The organism is Nakamurella alba, assembly GCF_009707545.1.
GTDB lineage: Bacteria > Actinomycetota > Actinomycetes > Mycobacteriales > Nakamurellaceae > Nakamurella > Nakamurella alba.
Genome location: NZ_WLYK01000011.1, coordinates 207,311 through 223,800 on the forward strand (window position 1 = coordinate 207,311; position 16,490 = coordinate 223,800).

The window sequence follows — 16,490 nt, forward strand, 5'->3', positions numbered from 1 at the left end:
GCGGACTAACCTCGACCGACATGAAGGCCGCTGATCTGGAAACCCTGCACACGTTGTCCCGGCCCGCACTGCTGCACGACGGCAGAGTCGTCGTCGCGCTGGCCCGGCCGGACCTGGAGTCCAACAAGTACCAGGGCGGCCTGTGGGTCATCGATCCGGATGCGCCACCCGTGGAAGGCGGGAGCACGCCTGCCGCAACACGTCTCACCTTCGGCGGCCGTGACTCGGCCCCGGTGGCGTCGCCGGACGGTCGCAGTATCGTCTTCCTCCGTGCGGTCGACGGTGGCAAGCCACAACTGATGCTGATGCCCGCCGACGGCGGCGAGCCGCGCACGCTGATCTCGCCGCCGCTGGGTGCCGGCGGGGTGGTGTTCTCCCCCGACGGCACGCGGATCGCCTACGTGGCAGGGGTTCCCGAGCAGGGGAGGTACGGGACCGACGAGAAGATCGACGGCGATGCGGAGGCGCCGCGACCGATCCGGGCGATGAACTACCGCCGCGACGGCCGTGGCTTCCTGGCCGACCAGCCGTTGCAGGTCTTCGTGCTCGGGCTGGCCGAGGGGTCGGAGCCGGTGCAGCTCACCGGCAGTTCCGTCGATGTCGGCGAGATCGCCTTCACCGCAGACGGATCCGCGCTGCTGGTGACCCGCTCGGAGGGAGCCGACACCTTCCGGGAGGACCTGTTGCGCCTCCCGCTGCCGCCGGCCGACGGTGCCGACGGTGCCGACGAGAAGGGCGAGCGGGCGCTGGAGGAAGGTGTGGTGAAGGCCGTCGAGTTCTCCGGCGGCCTGTCCGGCCAGCGCGACACCGATGCCGGGCTGCTGTTCGTCGCCGTGCCGTTCGAGGGTGTCGACTACTCCGGCCGCACCGCCGGGGTGCACCTGGCGACCGCCGACGGGTCGGTCCGCCGGCTGACCGACACCGAGACGGTCGACATCGACCTGGAGTCGGGCACCCCGGTCCTGCGGGACGGCCGGGTGCTGGCGGGTGTGCTGCACCGCGGTCGGGTGGAGCTGCGCACCTTCCCGGTGGACGCCGCTGACCTCCCGCTGGAGGCCATGCACGTCCTGCTGGGCGGCGAACTCGTCGTCCGGTCGTTCACCGTGCGGGGCGACCGGCTCGCCGCCGTGGTCGGGGTGCCGGGTGACCCGGCCGAGGTGGTCGTGCTCGACCTGACCGACGGCACCCACCGGACCGTGAGCGACTTCGGCGCCGTGCTGGCCGCGGGCGCCTGTCGGCAGGTCGAGATCACCGCCATCGCGCCGGACGGCTATCCGGTGCACGGGTTCCTGGTGCTGCCGGAGGGCGACGGTCCGCACCCGGTGCTGCTGGACGTGCACGGTGGCCCGCACGCGCAGTACACCTGGGGCTTCTTCGACGAGGCCCAGGCGTACGCCGGCGCCGGGTACGCCGTGGTGCTGCCGAACCCGCGGGGTTCGGCAGGTTACGGCCAGGAACACGGGATGGCCGTCCGCTACCGGATGGGCACCGTCGACGTCGCGGACGTGCTGGCGTTGCTGGACGCCGCCCTGGAGCGGGCCGACCTCGACGCCGAGCGGGTGGGCGTGATGGGCGGCTCCTACGGGGGCTTCATGACATCCTGGCTGGTCGCGCACCACCCGGAGCGGTTCGTCGCCGGGATCAGCGAGCGGGCGGTGAACGCCTGGGACTCGTTCGCCGGGTCCAGCGACATCGGCTGGTTCTTCGCGGAGAACTACGTCGGCACCACCCGGGACGCCCAGTGGCAGGCCTCCCCGCTGGCCTACGCCGACAAGGTCGGGGTACCGCTGCTGATCATCCACTCGGAGCAGGACTGGCGGTGCCCGGTCGAGCAGGCGCAGCGACTGTTCGTGGCGCTCCGGCTGCGCGGGGCCGAGACGGAGATGCTGCTGTTCCCGGGTGAGGGACACGAGCTGTCCCGGTCCGGGCGGCCGCAGCACCGTGCGCAGCGGTTCGCCGCGATCCTCGACTGGTGGGAGCGGTACCTCCCGGTTCGCGCCACCTGACCGGACCGGTCATCGGTGCGTCACCGTCCGGACATCCCCCGATCACCGACCGGGCAGTGATCATCGTGCTCGGAACACCGTTGCCACTCAGGGCTTCTCGGGGTCATCCCTGATCTTTCCCCGGTGTCGGTCCGCTCAAGGCGTAAAGCATTGGGGACTGTCGGTGCCCGGCCTCATACTGCTGTGCGGTTGTCCCCGACCGCTACAGAGAGGTCACAGGAATGTCCGATCGCACCGATCCCGGTCGTACCGAGAAGGACGCGTCGCAGGACGCGGTGGCGCACCATCTCGACCCACGGCGATGGTGGGCGCTGGTGATCATCGGCGGCACCCAGCTGATGGTGATCCTCGACGCGACCATCGTGAACGTGGCCCTGCCGCACGCCTCCGCGGCGCTCGAGATCGCACCGGCCGACCGGCAGTGGCTGGTGACGGCCTATGCGCTGCCGTTCGGCGCCCTGCTGCTGCTCGGCGGCCGGATCGCCGACTACATCGGCCGCAAACGCATGCTGATCATCGCGCTGTCCGGCTTCGCCATCGCCTCGGCCATCGGCGGTGCCGCGCAGTCGCCGGGGATGCTCTTCGCCGCTCGCGCCCTGCAGGGCGTCTTCGGCGCGATCATGGCCCCGGCCGCCCTGGCCCTGGTCACGGTGACCTTCATCGAGGCCAAGGAGCGGGCGAAGGCGTTCGCCGTGTTCGGTGCGATCGCCGGCGGTGGCGCCGCGATCGGGCTCGTCCTGGGTGGTGTGCTCACCGAGTACGTGGACTGGCGTTGGTGCCTGTTCGTCAACATCCCGGTCGCGGTGATCGCCGCCGGGTTCGCGATCCCGGTGCTGCGGGAATCGCGAGCTCCCTCGAACGGCCACTACGACGTGCTCGGTGCGATCCTGGCCACCGGTGGCCTCGCCGCGATCGTCTGGGGGTTCACGCGGGCCATCGACCACTCGTGGGGGTCGATCGACGTGCTCGGTTGGCTGCTCGGCGGCCTGGTGCTGATCGTCCTGTTCGTCGTCCGCGAGCGGGCGACCGACAATCCGCTGCTGCCACTGCGCATCTTCGCCAACCGGAACCGCACCGGTGCCTATGTCGTGGGGCTGCTGGTCGGCACCGGGTTGTTCGGCTTCTTCCTCTTCATCACCTACTTCCTGCAGTACGTGAAGCAGTACACGCCGCTGGAGGCGGGCCTGGCGTTCCTGCCGTTCAGCGCCGGTGTCATCGTCGGTGCCGGAGTCGGCTCGCAGCTCGTGCTGAAGGTCGGGCCACGGGTGATCGTCCCGGCGGGTCTCGTGCTCGGCGTGATCGGCCTGGCCTGGCTCGGCACGATCGATCTGGACAGCAGCTACGCCGGGCACATCCTGCCCGCCCAGTTGATCATCTCGGTCGGTATGGGATTCATCTTCATGTCGACGACGAACGTTGCGCTGGTCGGCATCTCGCCCGACGACGCCGGCGTGGCCAGTGCCATGGTCAACACCGCCCAGCAGATCGGCGGTTCACTGGGCACGGCACTGCTGTCCACCATCGCGGCGACCGCGACGGCCACCTATGCGGCTGCCAACCCGCCGCAGATCCCGCCCGGGATCTCGCCGGCGCAGCTCTCCGCTGCACAGGAGACCCTGGTGTCGTTGCAGTCCTCGACCGATGCGTCGGCCTTCCAGGCGGCCATCGAGGCGAACCCGGCCGTGGGCGTGCTCGCCCAAGCCCTGAACGCCGCGAACGTCGACGGCTACGGGGTTGCGTTCCTGTGGTCGGCGGGTCTGTTCGCCCTCGCCGGCGTCGCCTCGCTCCTGCTCATCCACGCGGGCCGGCAGGACGTCCCGCAGGGCGAGCACACCGCGATGATCTGATCGGTCCCGGCCGAGAAAACGGCGGGCCCGCGGTTGTCACCGACCGCGGGTCCGCTGCCGGGCCCGGGTCACCAGCCGCGGGCCCGCCACTCCCCGAGGTGCGGGCGCTCGGCGCCGAGGGTGGTGTCGTCGCCGTGGCCGGGGTAGACCCAGGTGTCGTCGCGCAGACGGTCGAACACCCGTTGCTCGAGATCGTCCATCAGGCTGGTGAAGTCCTCCGGCGTGGTGGTACGGCCGGGGCCGCCGGGGAAGAGCGAGTCCCCGGTGAACAGGTGCGCGCGGCCGCCGGGCTCGGTGTACAGCAGCGCCACCGACCCCGGGGTGTGCCCGCGGAGCTTGATCGCCTCGAGATGTGTGCTGCCCAAGGGCACTTCGTCGCCCTGCTGCAGTGCGACGTCGGTCGGCACCGGCAGGTCGGCCGCGTCCTCGGCGCCCGCGTACAGGTTGGCGCCGGTCTGCCCGGCGATCCCGCCGAGGGCCTGCCAGTGGTCGTAGTGGCCGTGCGTCGTCACGATGCTGCGCAGCCGCGGGCGGTCCGGGCCGTCACCGAGCAGGTCGGCCAGCCGGTCCACGTCGTTGGCCGCGTCGATCAGCAGCCCGTCGCCGGTGGCCTTGTCCACCAGCAGATAGGCGTTGTTGTCCATCGGCCCGACGGAGATCTTGGTGATCGTGATGTCGTCCAGGGACCGGGTCGCGGCCCCGCCGCCGGGCTCGACATGTCCGCTGTAGTCGCTCATGTCCGCCAACCTATCGGGACCGTGCGGGTCCGGGCCTGCGGGGTGTGAGGTGGCCCGGGGTGTCGGGCGGCCGTGTGCGTGGCCTGGCCCGGTGCCGTGCTCCGGTCACCGCATCGGTTCCTCCGGCCGGAGTGCCGCGGCCGGATCAGTGCGGCCGGACCAGGATGCCTTCCACCGACCCTTCGGCCGCGGAGATCCTGGCCGCGTCGATCACGGCCGCGGTGTGCACGGCATCGAGCGGGTCGACCGGCGCCGGACCGTTCCCGGCGACCCAGGCGGCGACAGTGGGGTAGTAGGTGTCCCACCGGCCCCGCTCGGCGGGCACCGGCCGGGATCCTTCGGCCGTGGTGAGAACGCCCCATGCCGATTCGGGTTCGACGCCCCAGTCATCGCCGAGCGAGGCGGGCGAGCCGCCGTCCTTCAGCTGCGACTCCTGGACGTCGAAGCCGTCGATCAGGAAGCCACCGCGGTCGCCGCTGACCTGGAACCGCGGGCCGCCGGCGGCCGTCGCCATGCCGGCGGCCAGCGTGCTGTGGACGCCGCCGACGTGGGTCAGGTGCAGTTCGACGTCGTCCTCGGCGCCGGCTCCGGGCCGCACGGTGCGCAGGTCGGCATGCACCTCCACGACGGGGCCGAGCAGTTGCACCGCCTGGTCGATCAGGTGCGGGCCGAGATCCAGCAGGGTGCCGCCGCCCTCGTCGGAGGTGCCGCCGCTCCAGCCCGCCTTGACCGGTCGGAATCGGTCGATGCGCGAGGTGAACCGGTGCACCGTGCCGAGCTCGCCGCCCTCGACGAGCCGCCGGACCGTCAGGAAGTCGCTGTCCCATCGGCGGTTCTGGTAGACGGTCAGCCGCCCGCCGATCTCCTGTGCGTGCGCGACCAGCTCCGTGGCGAACTCGGCGGTCAGGGCGAACGGCTTGTCGACGACCACCGCCAGGCCGAGGTCCAGCGCCTCCCGGGCGACGGCCGTATGCGTGGCCGACGGCGTCGTCACGGTGACCCCCTGCACCCCGAGTTCGACCAGCCCGGCGAGGTCGTCCACGCAGACGACCCCGGGATGCGCGGCGGCGACCTGCTCCCGACGGCCCGGGTCGCGGGTCACCACGGCGGCCAGTTCCAGGCCGGCGGCGGAGGAGATCAACGGGGCGTGGAAGACCCGGCCGCCGGACCCGAAGCCGGCCAGCGCCCACCGCACGGTGCTCATGGCCGACATCCTGCCCGCTCCTCGATCCCGACATGAGGGTCGGCACCCGTTCCGACGCCCGGATCGGCCCTGACCTGCGCCGACACCGGACTGTCGGACCCCGCGCCTAGCATGGCTCATCGTGACCGATCAGCTCATCGTGCGTGGTGCCCGCGAACACAACCTCAGGAACGTGGACCTCACCCTGCCGCGCGACGCCATGGTCGTGTTCACCGGGTTGTCCGGCTCCGGGAAGTCGTCGCTGGCGTTCGACACCATCTTCGCCGAGGGCCAGCGCCGGTACGTCGAGTCCCTGTCGTCGTACGCCAGGCAGTTCCTCGGGCAGATGGACAAGCCGGACGTCGACTTCATCGAGGGCCTGTCGCCGGCGGTGTCGATCGACCAGAAGTCGACCTCCCGCAATCCGCGGTCGACGGTCGGCACCATCACCGAGATCTACGACTACCTGCGGCTGCTGTTCGCCCGCATCGGTCATCCGCACTGCCCGGTCTGCGGTGAGCTCATCTCGAAGCAGACCCCGCAGCAGATCGTCGACCGGGTGCTGGAGATGGAGGAGGGCACCCGGTTCCAGGTGCTCGCCCCGGTGGTCCGCGAGCGCAAGGGCGAGTACGTCGACCTGCTGGAGGACCTGCAGGCCAAGGGCTACTCCCGGGCCCGGATCGACGGCGTCGTGCACCAGCTGACCGACCCGCCGACCCTGAAGAAGCAGGAGAAGCACTCCATCGAGGTGGTCGTCGACCGCTTGGTGAACCGGGCGAGCAGCAAGCAGCGGATCACCGACTCGGTGGAGACCGCGCTCGGTCTCGCCGACGGCGTGCTGATCCTGGACTTCGTGGACCTCGAGGACGACGACCCGGCCCGCGAGCGCCGGTACTCGGAGCGGCTGGCCTGCCCGAACGACCACCCACTGGCCCTCGACGAGCTCGAGCCGCGGTCCTTCTCCTTCAACTCCCCGTTCGGCGCCTGCCCGGAGTGCACCGGCCTGGGCACCCGCAAGGAGGTCGACCCTGAGCTGGTCGTGCCCGACGGCGAGCTGTCCCTGGCCGAGGGTGCGATCCACCCCTGGTCCGGCGGCGCCACCAGCGAGTACTTCGTCCGCCTGCTGTCCGGTCTGGCGAAGGCGATGGGCTTCTCCGTCGACACCCCGTGGGACAAGCTGCCCGCCGCCGCCCGCAAGGCGGTGCTGCACGGCAGCAAGGAGCAGGTGCACATCAGCTACCGCAACCGCTACGGGCGGCAGCGGTCGTACTACGCCGAGTTCGAGGGTGCGATCCCGTTCCTCGAGCGCCGCGCGTCCCAGACCGACTCGGACTTCGCCCGGGAGAAGTACGAGGGTTACATGCGGGAGGTGCCCTGCCCGGTCTGCAAGGGCACCCGCCTCAAGCCGGAGATCCTCGCCGTCACGGTGGACCACCGCACCAAGGGCCGGCTGAACATCTCGGACATCGCCTCGATGTCGATCCGCGAGGCCGTCGACCTGTTCGGCAACCTCGAACTGTCCGAGCGCGACCGGATGATCGCCGAGCGGGTGCTCAAGGAGGTCGGTGCGCGGCTCGGCTTCCTGATGGACGTCGGGCTCGACTACCTGTCGCTGTCCCGCGCCGCCGCGACCCTCTCCGGCGGCGAGGCGCAGCGGATCCGGCTCGCCACCCAGATCGGTTCCGGCCTGGTCGGCGTGCTCTACGTGCTGGACGAGCCGTCCATCGGCCTGCACCAGCGCGACAACCGTCGGCTGATCCAGACCCTCACCAGGCTCCGGGATCTCGGCAACACGCTGATCGTCGTCGAGCACGACGAGGACACCATCCGCACCGCGGACTGGGTGGTCGACATCGGCCCGGGCGCGGGGGAGCACGGCGGGCACGTCGTGGTCTCCGGCACGGTCGAGGAGCTGGAGGCGTCCGAGCGGTCGATCACCGGGGCGTTCATCTCCGGCCGCCGGGAGATCGCCGTGCCACTGGTGCGCCGGCCGATCGACCCGGCACGGAAGCTCACGGTGGTCGGCGCGCGGGAGAACAACCTGCGCAACGTCACCGTCGACTTCCCGTTGGGACAGCTGATCGCCGTCACCGGCGTCTCCGGGTCCGGCAAGTCGACCCTGGTCAACGACATCCTGCACGCCGTGCTGGCCAACCGGATCAACGGTGCGCGGATGGTGCCGGGGCGCCACACCCGGGTCACCGGGCTGGATCTCGTGGACAAGGTCGTCGGTGTCGACCAGTCGCCGATCGGCCGCACCCCGCGGTCCAACCCGGCGACCTACACGGGCGTCTTCGACCACATCCGCAAGCTCTTCGCCTCCACCACCGAGGCGAAGGTCCGCGGGTACCAGCAGGGCCGGTTCTCGTTCAACGTCAAGGGCGGGCGCTGTGAGGCCTGCGCCGGCGACGGCACCCTGAAGATCGAGATGAACTTCCTGCCGGACATCTACGTCCCCTGCGAGGTGTGCAAGGGCGCCCGGTACAACCGGGAGACCCTCGAGGTGCACTACAAGGGCAAGACGATCGCCGAGGTGCTGGACACCCCGATCGAGGAGGCCGCGGTCTTCTTCGAGCCGATCGGCGCGATCCACCGGCACCTGAAGACGCTGGTCGACGTCGGGCTCGGCTACGTCCGGCTGGGGCAGCCGGCGACCACCCTCTCCGGCGGCGAGGCGCAGCGGGTGAAGCTGGGCGGTGAGCTGCAGAAGCGGTCCACCGGACGCACCGTGTACGTGCTCGACGAGCCGACCACCGGTCTGCACTTCGCCGACGTGGAGAAGCTGCTGCTGGTGATCAACGGGCTCGTGGACAAGGGCAACACGGTCATCGTCATCGAGCACAACCTCGACGTCATCAAGACCGCCGACCACATCATCGACATGGGCCCGGAGGGTGGCGCCGGTGGCGGCACCGTCATCGCCCAGGGCACACCGGAGGAGGTGGCGGCGAACCCGGCCTCCTACACCGGTCAGTTCCTCGCCGACATCCTGGCCGGCCGGGCCACGCTGACCACCGCGGCGAAGCGCTCCCGGAAGTCCGCCGGCAAGGCGCCCGCGACGTCGACCACCGCGGTGAACGGCTCCCGCCCGGCGAACGGCACCGCGAACGGGTCGGCGAAATCTGGCACGTCCTCCGCGAAGACCGGGGCAGCGACATCGCGGGCGAAGCGGGCGGTGAACGGCGGTGGTTCGGTCGCGGTGCTCGATGCCGTGGACGACGACGAGGTGACCACCTCCGACGAGGTGCGCGCCGCGGAGGCCAAGGCGGCCGCGGCGAAGGCCCGGCGCCGGGCGGCCAAGCTGCGCTGATCGTCGGGCTCGGTCACGGGGCGGATCGGCTGCTGCCGCTCCGCGCACTGCCGTGAGTCTGCGCCGGTCGGCGTGGTCGGCCGGTCTGTCAGCTGGCCTCCGCCCGGTCGGCGGCACTGCCGCCGCGGTCCACTGCGGGGTCGCACCGAGTCGGGGGGCCGGGCTCGCGTTCATCGATCGAGATTCGTCCCTCGGCCGGCGGCCGCGGACACCGCACAGGTCGGGGTGCGCCGGTCGGCCGACTCGTGGCCGTCGGCGAGGGTTCATCCGTGTGTCAACAGCTGTGCGGGTCCGGTGGCCGGGACACCCCCTCCGATCTGGGACACTGGGTCATCGTGAAGACCTTCGACTCCCTGTACGCCGAGCTCGTCGAGCGCGCGGAGCAGCGACCGGCCGGTTCCGGCACGGTGGCCGCCCTCGACGCCGGCGTGCACGCCCAGGGCAAGAAGCTGCTGGAGGAGGCGGGCGAGGTGTGGCTCGCCGCCGAGCACGAGTCCGACGACAACCTGGCGCTGGAGATCTCCCAGCTGCTCTACCGCGCGCAGGTGATCATGATCGGCCGTGGCGTCACGCTGGAGCAGGTCTACCGGCATCTGTAGGCGTCGTCGCGCTGCGACGACGCCGTCCCGCACCGTCCGCACACGCGTCGCACGGTGCGAGGGCCCGCCGGAACAGCACCGGCTCCGGACCCTCCAGCTCCCCGAACTTCCCTGAAGGACAAGCAATGTCACGAGATTCCCTGCTCCGCGTCGCGGTCCCCAACAAGGGCACGCTGAGCGAACCCGCTGCCGAGATGCTGCGCGAGGCCGGCTACCGGCAGCGGTCGGACAGCCGCGACCTCACCGTGCTCGACCCGGCCAATGACGTCGAGTTCTTCTTCCTCCGCCCCAAGGACATCGCGATCTACGTCGGGTCCGGCGAACTCGACCTCGGCATCACCGGCCGGGACCTGACCGCGGACTCCGGTGCCCCGGTGTCCGAGGTGCTCGGCCTCGGGTTCGGCTACTCGACCTTCCGCTACGCCGGCCCGGGCGCCGCCGACTGGTCGATCGGCGACCTCGAGGGCAAGCGGATCGCCACCGCCTACCAGAACCTCGTGCTCGCCGACCTGGAGCGCAACGGCGTCTCCGCCGAGGTCATCCGGCTCGACGGGGCGGTGGAGATCTCCGTGCAGCTGGGCGTCGCCGACGCCATCGCCGACGTCGTGGGCTCCGGGCGCACCCTCCGGCAGCACGGCCTCTCGCCGTTCGGCGACGTGATCTGCGCGTCGGAGGCGGTGCTGATCCAGCGCGCCGGCCAGCCGACATCGACCGCCGCGAAGCAGCTGGCGAACCGCCTGCAGGGCATCGTCTTCGCCCAGCAGTACCTGATGCTCGACTACGACTGCCCGAAGGCGCTGCTCGATCAGGCCACTGCGATCACCCCCGGCCTGGAGTCCCCGACCGTCGCCCCGCTGGCCGATCCCGAGTGGGTGGCCGTGCGGGCGATGGTGCTGCGGACGAAGGCGAACCCGGTGATGGACGCGCTGGTCGGGATCGGGGCGAAGGCGATCCTGGCATCCGACATCCGCACCTGCCGCCTCTGACGTACCTGCCGGCCGCACCCTGATCAGTCGGGGTGCGGCCGGCTTCATCAGCTACGCGTGCCCGACCGTCGCCAGGGTGGCCGGAGCGCGTCGACGGCTCAGCGCAGCCGGATGGTGGCGGACTGCTCGGACCGGCCGAACGGTCCGTCCAGGTCGTGCAGCACCGCCGAGGTGACGCCGATGCCGTGCACCCCCCAACTGACCGACACGTCGAGCCCGAGCCACTCGCCGACCGGATCGCGGTGCAGGTGGATGGTCAGGTCGACGTTCGGAAAGATCACCTCGGACGGCAGCGCCCGCACCGCCACCCCGTTCGCCGTGTCGACAAGGCCGAACAGTCGTGCGGTCGCGGAGATGTCGGGCGCATCGGGTCCGCCGAAGAGCGGCACCGAGGAGCGCAGCCACACCCGGGACCGACCCGGCCGCGGCGGCTCCGCGGTCCGGACCTCGAGGGTGCGGATGAAACCGCTGTTCCACAGCCCGCCCATCCGGAACCGCGCCTCGGGACCGGGCAGGTCCATCGGCGGGTCCTCGACACCGGCGACCGCACTCGTGTCGCTGGTCTGCAGCCGCCAGACGGTGGCGCGGACGGCGCTCCGACCGTCCGGCCCGGCCACGTCGACCTCGGACAGCTCGATCGTCCGGCCGGCGCGCAGCACCCTGGTCCGCACCACGAGGTCCTCCGCCGGGATCTTGCCGAGGATGTCGAAGGCGACCCGGGAGAGCGCGAGATCCGGTCGGGGGAGCCGGGTCTCCAGCTCGTGCAACATCAGCCCCGACACCGGCGCCATGTGCGACTCGTGCTCGGACCAAGCGCCCTGGGCATGCGTGGTGGGCCGGAACCGGCCGTCACCGAGCGGCAGGAAGAAGGCGTCGGGAGTCTCGTCGGCGGTCGTGTCGGGGAGGGCGTCGCGGATCGGGTCGTTCACCCCGGCAAACTAACCGGCGAGCGGGGTCACGTTCTCCAGCAGGGGTGGGCCGGGGTACGGCGGCGGGGTACCGCCGAACTCGGGGCACAGGGACTGGTGGTGGCACCAGGAGCACAGCCGGGACTTCCGCGGCCGGAAATCACCGGTCCGGACGGCGGTGAGCACCGCCTTCCACAACGCCGACACCCCGCGCTCGAAGGCGAGCAGCTCCTGCTCGCTCGGCGTGTAGGTGAGCGGGAGCTCGTCGGACAGATAGAGCAGCTTCAGCTGGGCCGGGACCACACCACGGATCCGGTAGACCATCAGCGCGTAGAACTTCAGCTGGTACAGCGCGCCGGCCTCGAAGTTCTCCGACGGCGACCGACCGGTCTTGTAGTCCACGATCCGGATCTGACCGGTGGGCGCGACGTCGACCCGGTCGATGAAACCGCGCAGCGCGACGCCGTCGGCGAGATCGATCTCGACCGCCAGCTCGCACGACTCGGGGGAGAACCGGCGCGGGTCCTCCAGCCGGAAGTAGCTGTGCACCATGGTCTCCGCGCTGGACAGCCAGGCCGCGAGGTCGGGCTCCGGGATCACCTCGCGCCAGTCCGGCCGCTCCGCCGACAGCTCCTCCCAGGTCGGGCGCAGCGCGGCGGCCGTGCCCTCCGGAGTGCGCTCGGCCGGCGGCCGGCTGAACATCCGCTCCAGCACGGCGTGCACCAGGGTGCCGCGCACCGCTTCCTTGCCGGACGGTTCGGGGAGCTTGTCGATCGCGCGGAACCGGTACAGCAGTGGGCATGCCTTGAAGTCCGAGGCCCGGGACGGGGACAGCGCCAGCCGGCGGGGACGCGCAGCCGGTTCCTGCGTGCCGTCGAGGTGGTCCGTGGTCGCCGGATCCGGCCCGGCCGGGGCCGGGGAAGTGGCGGACGCGTCGATCACCTGCATGACGGCGACCCTACGGCCCGCGACCGACAGCGTCCGGCACCCACACCGTTCGCGTCCCGTTCACCCTGCTCCCAGCGTTCCCGGGCCCGGCCGGTCTCCGCCAGGAGGCATCGATCGAACTGCTGAGGTCGGCCAGGTGGAGCGTCGCCCGCGGTCCTGGCCGGAGTGGTCGAGGCGCAGGCCGGCGCTGCGGATCGGGTGCGGTGGGCCACGTGCAGCGTGGCGGACGCCAACGGATCGGTTCCGCATCCTGCACACGCCCGCCGGACCGCGCACCGGAGTGCCCGGTCACCGGACTGCCTGTCCATCGACGGCCCGGCCCGACGGGATCACCCGCGGATGATCAGTACTCTGCGCGCATGACCCAGCCACCGGCCCCGGCCCGGAAGGCCCCGCGCGGGCCCTCCGCCGGCATCCCGCTCGGGCGGCTGGGCGGCATCCGGATCGTGCTGTCGTGGTCGTGGCTGCTGTCGGTGGTGATCATCGCCGCCCTCGCCACCCCCATCGTCGAGCAGGCGGTGCCCGGGACCACCCGTGGCACATCGATCACCATCGCGATCCTGCTCGGGGTGCTGCTGGGTGCCAGCGTGCTGGTGCACGAGCTCGGCCACTGCATGGCCGCACGGGCACTCGGCATCCCTGTGCTGCAGGTGCGGCTCTACCTGCTGGGCGGTGTGTCCGAGCTCGGTCGGGTGCCGACCCGGGCCCGGGAGGAAGCGGTGGTGGCGGCTGCCGGTCCCGGACTCTCCGTGGTGCTCGCCGGACTGTTCTTCCTGTTCGTCGGCGGGACGGACGAGCGCACCCTGGGCTGGCTGATCCTGTTGGAGCTGGCCCTGGCGAACGCCGTCATCGCGGTGTTCAACCTGCTCCCTGCGCTGCCGCTGGACGGCGGACGGGTGCTGCGGGCCGGGGTGTGGCGGGCCACCGGTCGCCGGCGGTGGGGGACGGTGGCCGGCGCGATCGGCGGGTACGTCATCGCCGCGGCGCTCATCGTCTACTCCATCGTCCAGTTCGGTGGCATGGAGCGGGCAGGACTGTTGCAGGGCGTCATCGGTGTCGCCATGGCGCTGTTCATCGGGGCCGGGGCGCTCGCGGAACAGCGCGGCGACCGCGCCGTGACCTGGCCGTCCGACGCCGGTCTGGCCGCACTCGCCCGGCCGGTCGTGCAGCTGCCGCAGGAGGTCCCGGTCGGGTTGGCGCTGCAGGCGGCAGGCGACCGCGCGGTGGTGCTGACCTCCGCTGAGGGGTTCGCCGCCGGCCTGCTCGACGAGAGAGCGGCGATCGCCGCCGCCCGCACCGACCCGAGCCGGCCCGCCCTGAGCTGTGCCACCCCGATCCGACCGGAGATGGTGGTGCTGGTCGACGACGACCCGGCCGAGATCGCGCTGCGGCTCCGTGACGCCGGGCCGGTGCTGCTGCTGGTCGACGCCGACGGCCACCCCGCCGGCGTGGTGCCGACCGCCGAGGTCGACCGGCTGCTCCGCAACTCCTGACCGTCCGGGCACGTGATCCGGTCGGTCCGACGGGCGGGTCGCGTCCGGGATACTCGTACCGGTCCGGCGGGCGCACCGCTCCGCGCGGACGATCGAGGTCATACCGGGTCCACCGGATCCGTCAGGGAAAGTGCAGGCAGCAGTGAGTCGCGAGTTCACCGTCGGGGATCGGGTCCAGCTGACCGACTCCAAGGGCCGCAAGTACACGATGGTGCTGGAGGCCGGCGGCAGCTATCACACGCACCGCGGCGTACTCGCGCACGACGACCTCATCGGCAAGCCCGAGGGTGTCGTCATCACCTCCGCCCAGGGCACCTCCTACCTCGCGCTGCGGCCGCTGCTCACCGACTACGTGCTCTCGATGCCGCGCGGCGCCGCGGTGATCTACCCGAAGGACGCCGCGCAGATCGTGCACTGGGGCGACATGTTCCCCGGGGCAAGGGTTCTCGAGGCCGGTGCCGGGTCCGGTGCATTGACCTGCTCACTGCTGCGCGCCGTCGGCCCGACCGGCTCGGTGCTGTCGTACGAGATCCGTGAGGACCACGCCGAGCATGCCGTCCGGAACGTCGAACGCTTCTTCGGCGAGCGGCCGGAGAACTGGACGCTCAAGGTCGCCGACATGGCCGAGCACTCCGGCGAGGTCGACCGGATCGTGCTGGACATGCTCGAGCCATGGGAGATGCTGCCGACCGTCGCGGCCTCGTTGGTGCCCGGCGGGGTGTTGATGGTCTACGTCGCGACCACCACGCAGCTGTCCCGGGTGGCCGAGGCGATCCGCGAGGGCGGCGGGTTCACCGAGCCCGAGGCGTGGGAGAGCATGCACCGGCCGTGGCACCTGGTCGGGCTCGCGGTGCGGCCCGAGCACCGGATGATCGGCCACACCGCCTTCCTGCTGAAGGCCCGCAAACTGGCTCCCGGCGTAGTGGCGCCGAAACCCCAGCGCCGCCCGACCGCGTCCGGTCGCTGATCGACGAGACCTCTCCGGATTCTGAACATCCGATGCGCTTTTCGGGCCATCGGATGTTCAGAATCGGAGGCCGACCGCGCTCGGGTTGCGGTTGATACTCGGTCGCGGATGACACCCAGTCGCAGACGACGCCCGGTCCCCAGACGACACCAATCTCAGACGACACCCGGTCCCAGCCGACGCTCGGTCGCAGATGACGCTCAGTCGCAGATGACCCAGGCCCGCTGCTCGATCACCAGGTCCAGGGTGTCCTCCTGCGGGTCGTCGCCGACCCGCTGGTAACCGATCCGCAGCTCGCCGGACCCTTCGGTCGCGGTGCTGTCCGGATCGACGGTGATGTCCTCGATGGTCAGCGACCCGGGCTCCAGCGCGTCGACGAACTCCTCGTCGACCGCCGACCGCAGGGACGCGCAGGTCAGGTCGGCAGCAGCATCGGCGTCGCCATCGTTCAGCGCGGCGACCCAGGACTCCGCCGCGGCTGTCGCCAGTTCCTCCGGATCGCCGGATCCTGACCCGCCGTCCGGACCGATCGGCGGCACGTACGGGTCGCCCTCGGACGACGGCGTGGTCTCCGGGTCCGTCTGCGGAGAAGTGACCGGATCCGGCGGGTCGCTGACCGAACCACCGCCTGAACCACCTCCGGTACCGCCGCCGTCGGGGTTGGACGTACCGGTCATCGGCGGGAACTGTCGCGGCCCGGAGGAACTGGTCGACGGAGCGGCAGTGGACGGGGCGGTACCGGCAGTGGACGGAGCGGTCCCCGTGGTCGCAGGGATCCCCGCGGTGACCGGACCGCCCGGTGCAGCGGTTCCGGTGGAATCGCGGGTGGACAGCAGGATCACGGTGGCGGTGACGGCGAGGGCGGCGAGCACGAGGGCGGACAGCCACACGACCGCGGGTGAGCGGCCGCCACTGCGGCCCGGCCGGCCGTTCGGAGGTGCGATCGGAGGTGCGATCGGAGGCGGCGGCAGGGTCGGGAGCGGTGCGCCGCGGTAGGGCAGCGGGTCCGGCCAGTGACCGGCCGGGCGCTCGAACATCCGGGTCGGGTGCGGGGCCGGGGCAACAGCCGGGGACCAATGGGTCGACGGGGGCGCGGACCAGGCCTGGGCGGGCGCCCAGTCGGGGTGCGCCCGGGCCGGCGGCTCCGGCACCACCGGTCGCACGGTGGTCGGGGCTCCGGGGGCGGAGTACGCCCCGCTGCGCTCGCGGCCGTAGTCGGCCCACGCTCCACTCATGTCACGTCCGTCCTGCCTGTCCGCCGTGCTGCTGCCCACCACGGGCCGCGCCGTCACCGACGACCCCGCGGAAGTGCTGCCCGAAGGTCGCCGGAGGGTTGCCGACGACACCCGTCGGAGCTGTGACTCCCGATCGGCTGCTCCGGTTCCGTCGCGCGGCGGGGAAATTCGCGCGGACCCGGATCTCCGCGTGTGGGGCGACCGTGCGACGGGAACGGACCGGGTTCGGCGAAGGAGCGGTGAACACCCGGCCACCGGCGCCCGACTCGCG

The 16,490-nt window shown here is 71.6% G+C and carries 11 protein-coding genes and 1 pseudogene; 7 read left to right on the forward strand and 5 right to left on the reverse strand.

Annotated elements, in window-relative coordinates:
- Positions 1–20 precede the first annotated feature (20 nt).
- Both GIS00_RS22845 and GIS00_RS22850 read left to right on the forward strand, forming a co-directional pair.
- Positions 21–2,006 (forward strand): S9 family peptidase, encoded by a 1,986-nt coding sequence (locus GIS00_RS22845; protein ID WP_154770754.1) that lies wholly within the window; start codon positions 21–23, stop codon positions 2,004–2,006.
- Positions 2,007–2,227: 221 nt separating this feature from the next.
- Positions 2,228–3,853 carry an MFS transporter gene (locus GIS00_RS22850; protein ID WP_154770755.1) on the forward strand — a complete coding sequence of 542 codons (1,626 nt, stop codon included), beginning with the start codon at positions 2,228–2,230 and terminating at the stop codon, positions 3,851–3,853.
- 68 nt (positions 3,854–3,921) lie between these two features.
- Here the strand turns inward: GIS00_RS22850 and GIS00_RS22855 are convergent, their stop codons facing one another.
- Together GIS00_RS22855 and GIS00_RS22860 are read right to left on the reverse strand one after the other, a co-directional pair.
- On the reverse strand, positions 3,922–4,590 hold the full coding sequence (locus GIS00_RS22855) for an MBL fold metallo-hydrolase (RefSeq protein WP_154770756.1): 669 nt from the start codon (positions 4,588–4,590) through the stop codon (positions 3,922–3,924).
- 145 nt (positions 4,591–4,735) lie between these two features.
- Complete coding sequence (locus GIS00_RS22860; RefSeq protein WP_154770757.1) at positions 4,736–5,794, reverse strand: Gfo/Idh/MocA family protein; 1,059 nt, start codon at positions 5,792–5,794, stop codon at positions 4,736–4,738.
- 121 nt (positions 5,795–5,915) lie between these two features.
- Here GIS00_RS22860 and uvrA point away from each other — a divergent pair.
- The 3 genes and pseudogenes from uvrA to hisG form a co-directional block, all read left to right on the forward strand.
- A pseudogene (uvrA, locus tag GIS00_RS22865) lies at positions 5,916–8,760 on the forward strand (excinuclease ABC subunit UvrA); the annotation flags it as partial.
- Between the two features lie 658 nt (positions 8,761–9,418).
- The gene (locus tag GIS00_RS22870) at positions 9,419–9,682 is read left to right on the forward strand and encodes a phosphoribosyl-ATP diphosphatase (RefSeq protein ID WP_456094177.1); all 264 of its coding nucleotides are present in this window, start codon (positions 9,419–9,421) and stop codon (positions 9,680–9,682) included.
- Between the two features lie 140 nt (positions 9,683–9,822).
- Complete coding sequence (gene hisG / locus GIS00_RS22875) at positions 9,823–10,668, forward strand: ATP phosphoribosyltransferase (protein WP_154770876.1); 846 nt, start codon at positions 9,823–9,825, stop codon at positions 10,666–10,668.
- 98 nt (positions 10,669–10,766) lie between these two features.
- Here the strand turns inward: hisG and GIS00_RS22880 are convergent, their stop codons facing one another.
- The gene (locus tag GIS00_RS22880) at positions 10,767–11,597 is read right to left on the reverse strand and encodes a thioesterase family protein (RefSeq protein WP_322098339.1); all 831 of its coding nucleotides are present in this window, start codon (positions 11,595–11,597) and stop codon (positions 10,767–10,769) included.
- A 9-nt stretch (positions 11,598–11,606) separates the two neighbouring features.
- Entirely contained in the window at positions 11,607–12,524 is a 918-nt protein-coding gene (locus GIS00_RS22885; RefSeq protein ID WP_154770758.1) for a RecB family exonuclease, read from the reverse strand.
- Positions 12,525–12,883: 359 nt separating this feature from the next.
- Between GIS00_RS22885 and GIS00_RS22890 the strand changes: the two genes are divergently transcribed.
- A complete protein-coding gene (locus tag GIS00_RS22890; protein WP_154770759.1) occupies positions 12,884–14,017 on the forward strand; it encodes a site-2 protease family protein in 1,134 nt (377 codons plus the stop codon).
- A gap of 142 nt (positions 14,018–14,159) precedes the next feature.
- Positions 14,160–14,984, forward strand: a complete 825-nt coding sequence (locus GIS00_RS22895) for a tRNA (adenine-N1)-methyltransferase (protein WP_322098340.1) — start codon at positions 14,160–14,162, stop codon at positions 14,982–14,984.
- Positions 14,985–15,184: 200 nt separating this feature from the next.
- Here the strand turns inward: GIS00_RS22895 and GIS00_RS22900 are convergent, their stop codons facing one another.
- Positions 15,185–16,219: a hypothetical protein gene (locus GIS00_RS22900; protein WP_154770760.1), complete on the reverse strand. Its 1,035-nt coding sequence runs from the start codon at positions 16,217–16,219 to the stop codon at positions 15,185–15,187.
- Positions 16,220–16,490 lie beyond the last annotated feature (271 nt).